At 64.0% G+C, this 3,115-nt stretch carries 3 protein-coding genes and 1 pseudogene; 1 reads left to right on the forward strand and 3 read right to left on the reverse strand.

Annotated elements, in window-relative coordinates; translation table 11 throughout:
* Positions 1–594, reverse strand: a 594-nt coding sequence (locus tag EOA33_RS29765; protein WP_127407267.1) for an aminotransferase class V-fold PLP-dependent enzyme, incomplete at its 3' end; no start/stop codon positions are given.
* A 249-nt stretch (positions 595–843) separates the two neighbouring features.
* Between EOA33_RS29765 and EOA33_RS29770 the strand changes: the two genes are divergently transcribed.
* Positions 844–1,518: an alpha/beta hydrolase gene (locus tag EOA33_RS29770; RefSeq protein ID WP_126054872.1), complete on the forward strand. Its 675-nt coding sequence runs from the start codon at positions 844–846 to the stop codon at positions 1,516–1,518.
* Positions 1,519–1,524: 6 nt separating this feature from the next.
* Here the strand turns inward: EOA33_RS29770 and EOA33_RS29775 are convergent, their stop codons facing one another.
* Positions 1,525–2,379 carry a phosphatase PAP2 family protein gene (locus EOA33_RS29775; RefSeq protein WP_127407268.1) on the reverse strand — a complete coding sequence of 285 codons (855 nt, stop codon included), beginning with the start codon at positions 2,377–2,379 and terminating at the stop codon, positions 1,525–1,527.
* Positions 2,380–2,422: 43 nt separating this feature from the next.
* Positions 2,423–3,115: pseudogene (locus EOA33_RS29780) on the reverse strand (glycosyltransferase family 39 protein); the annotation flags it as partial.

Raw genomic sequence — 3,115 nt, forward strand, 5'->3', positions numbered from 1 at the left:
GTCGGCATAGCCGGCCGACATATCGATCGGAATGCGGCCCGCCGCCTGTACGGCGTCGATCACGAGCACGCCACCCGCCGCCTTGACGGTTTCAGCGATGCGATCGACGGGCTGGATGACGCCGGTCTCGTTGTTGGCGGCGTGGATGGCCACCAGCGGCAGGCCATCGCTCTTGTCGTGCGCGGCGAGAGCGGCAGCCAGCGCATTGAGATCGGCAATGCCGTTTCGATCGACGCCGATCCGGGTCACCTGTTCGGCAGGGAAGCGTCCGCCATTGAGGACGCAAGGATGGTCGGCCTCCGACACGTAGAGCCGACTCATGCGAACCGCGCCGCGCCCCATCCGCCAGTCCGGCGTGAGCAGCGTGGCGGCGGCTTCCGTGGCTCCGGACGTGAACACGACATGCGCGGCCTTGGCATTCACCAAGGCGGCGACATCGCGCCTTGCATCCTCGACCAGTCGCCGCGCCGCGCGGCCCTCGGCGTGGACCGAGGACGGATTGGCGGCACCAAGCGCTGCAACAACCGCCGAACGCGCCTCTTCAAGCAGCGGCGCGCTGGCGTTGTAGTCGAGATAGGCGCGAGTTGCGGCCATTTTCCCTGGATCGGTCCTTTCGAGAGCCATCCTGCGAGGATAGCGCGTTATTTCCTTGAAATCGCAAGGCAAGCCGTCCTATTTACGCGGCTTGCGGCAAGGGCGGTCGGGCCAGCGGGTTCGGCCACCCAGTTTTGAACAATTCTAAACTAGCTTCTAAGAAGACGCTTGCCCGGCGTCAAGGCCACAGTGGGCCAGAGGAAGAGTTGTTCCGGGCTGAGCGCATTCGTACGCCACGTGGAGTTTTTTATGCCTGAGGTCATTTTCGCCGGTCCGGCCGGTCGCCTGGAAGGTCGCTACCAGCCTTCCAAGGAAAAGAGCGCGCCGATCGCCATCGTGCTGCATCCGCACCCCCAGTTCGGCGGCACGATGAACAACAAGATCGTCTACGACCTCTTCTATATGTTCCAAAAACGCGATTTCACCACGCTTCGCTTCAACTTCCGCGGCATCGGCCGCAGTCAGGGCGAGTTCGACCACGGCACCGGCGAACTGTCGGACGCCGCCGCCGCGCTCGACTGGGTGCAGTCGCTGCATCCGGATTCCAAGAGCTGCTGGGTCGCCGGCTATTCGTTCGGCTCATGGATCGGCATGCAGTTGCTGATGCGCCGGCCCGAGATCGAAGGTTTCATCTCGATTGCGCCGCAGCCCAACACCTACGACTTCTCGTTCCTGGCGCCCTGCCCGTCGTCGGGTCTGATCATCCACGGTGACGCCGACAAGGTCGCGCCGCCCAAGGATGTGCAGGCGCTGGTCGACAAGCTGCACACCCAGAAGGGCATCACCATCACGCAGAAGACCTTGCCCGGCGCCAACCATTTCTTCGCCAATGACGCCGACCTTTTGCTGCAGGAATGCGCCGACTATCTCGACCGCAGGCTGGCGGGCGAACTCGCCGATCCCCGGCCGAAGCGGCTGAGGTAAATCGTCTTATGGGTGGTCGGCGCTGAGCCGTCCGCTCTGCTTCGCCATCAATTCCCGGCGCTGGGCTGCCTTGGCCCATCCCAATCGGAATGTCCTCTTGCGTTCCGGCCGCTTCGACGACGGCCGGCCGAAGATGAAGCCCAGCCGGGCAAAGACCAGCCCCGATAGGATCGCGAAGGCCAGCCCCAGCCCGAAGCCGGCAACAGTGTCGCTAGGGTAATGGGCGCCAACGAAGACGCGCGTCGAGGCAATGCACGCCGTGAGCGCCAGGGCGATGTACCAGCGCCTCGGGAACAGCAGCAGCGCGACGCCGAACACCGCGCCCATCGTGGTGGCATGGCCGGAAGGAAAGCCGGCAAAGCGCGCATCCATGGCCAAGGGGTGCAGCGACAAAACCCCGAAATCGTTGAAATAGAGCGGCCGCGCCCGGCCGATGCCGTATTTCAAGAGATTGACCGCCAGGCCGGACAAGCCGACAGCGCAAAGCACCAGGAAGGCGAAGCAGGTCCAGTTGTAGACGAAAAGCCGTGCTCGCCTGGACAGGCTTCTCCAGTCCGTCAGATTAGCGGCGACGAGGCAAAGCGCCGCCGGAATGAGGTACCAGCCGCCCAGGCCCAAATCGGTGAAGAAGTCGGTGAACTGGACGAAGCCGGGCGTCCACACCCCGCGCATTCTGCCGGCGGCGCCGTCGAGGCTGAAGAAGACTGCCGTCGCGAGCAACAGCCAGGCAAACACCCAGACCAGCCAGGGGATCTCGGGGTAACGCGCCGCCCGCACGGCAAAGCGCCTCCTCACGATGCGGATCGTGTCGAGGAAGTTGCCGAGCGAGCGGCGATAGAGGGTGGATGCGATGACGAGCATGATTGGGCGCGAGCTTATAAGGGCATTCGAGGCCCGATGCTATTCACTCTGCCACCCGATAAAGCCCGACCGCCAGTTTGTCTCCTGACGAATAGTTGAGCCCGTCGATCTCGGTCAGGCGCTTTGCCGACTTGCCCTGCCCCGAAAGCAATTCGTTGAGCTTCTGCTCGTCCTTGACCGATGCCAGTCCCAGCGCGCAAGCGGGATCGGCCAGCAGGTGCTTTGCGACACCGTCGACATCGGTGAGCACGGTGCTGGTTCCGACCAGGAAGACGAGGCTCGGCTCATGGTACGGGGCGGAGGCAAGCACTGTGGTGTCGCATGGTCGGTTGGCGTCGACCGCGACCTTGATCGCCGGGGTCAGCCAGATCGGCTTCAGCGACGGCGCGATGGTACCGAACAGCAGGGAAAAGGTGATGCCGGCGCAAATGGCAATCGCACCGACGCGTCCGAGCGGCACCTGCAATTGGCGCGGGAAGGCCATGTAGCCGGCGGCGAGCGCAGCAAGCGCGGCGGGAATGCTCCACCACGAAAATGCCTTGGCGAGATAGATCGGCGCGCCAATGCAGACCACCGCCAGGCCGATGGAAACGACGACAAGGCCGAAGGCGGTCGCCCACCACAGCCAGGTCTGCCAACGTTTGAGCGGTGCGTTGGCCTCCTCGGGCTTCAACGTAAGCAACCAGCCGATCAGCAGCGCCATCCCCGGATAGGCCGGCATGACATAGTGCGGCAG

The sequence above is a fragment of the Mesorhizobium sp. M4A.F.Ca.ET.050.02.1.1 genome (assembly GCF_003997725.1).
Taxonomy (GTDB): Bacteria; Pseudomonadota; Alphaproteobacteria; order Rhizobiales; family Rhizobiaceae; genus Mesorhizobium.